Here is a 607-nt window from a genome sequence, read left to right as displayed (position 1 = left end):
CCAGCATCGGTGGCCGACATGCTGACGCGCTATCAGGCCAAGCACGGCCCCGTGCCGCTGCCGCAGCCGTGGATCCTGTCGGTCACCACGCCCAAGACCGTGTTCGAGAAAGCCGGGCCGCTAGCCCACGGCGTGGCTGTCACGCAGGTCATGCCCGGGCCCAATGCACGCACCCAGCCGCTGGTGCGCGCGTTTCGCGAAGCCAACGACAAGTTTGGCGACCACGGCAACCAGACCTACGAAGCGGTGGAAGGCTTTCTCACCGCCCGTGTCATCGTGGACGGCCTGCGCGCCTGCGGCAGCAACCCCACGCGCGACGGCTTTATCCAGGCGCTGGAAGGCTTCGGCACACGCGACTTTGGCGGCGTGCGGGTCCACTACGACCGCGCCAACCACGCCGGGCTGGATTACGTTGACGTCACGATGATCGGCAGCAACGGCCACCTCGTCGGCTGAGCAATTGGCCCGCTGGTGCCGACACGCGAGCCTGGGCGACTTCGCAATGCGGATGTTTCCTTGACAGACTCCGAGGCTCAGGGAGCCTCGGATCAGGATGGCCCATCCGCCCTTACGGCGAAACCTTTAACGACACGCCAGCGGCCCGCTG

The 607-nt window shown here is 66.7% G+C and carries 1 protein-coding gene; it reads left to right on the top strand.

Annotated features, from left to right (window positions below; all coding sequences use genetic code 11):
• Positions 1 to 456 (top strand): ABC transporter substrate-binding protein (locus D1614_RS28370; protein ID WP_147384394.1); only part of this gene is annotated, 456 nt, incomplete at its 5' end.
• Between the last annotated feature and the right edge of the window lie 151 nt (positions 457 to 607).

This window comes from Maribellus luteus (genome assembly GCF_003576475.1).
Classification (GTDB): domain Bacteria; phylum Bacteroidota; class Bacteroidia; order Bacteroidales; family Prolixibacteraceae; genus Draconibacterium; species Draconibacterium luteum.
The sequence above is the reverse complement of the archived record's forward strand: the minus strand, read 5'-3'. Positions and strand labels throughout refer to the sequence as shown.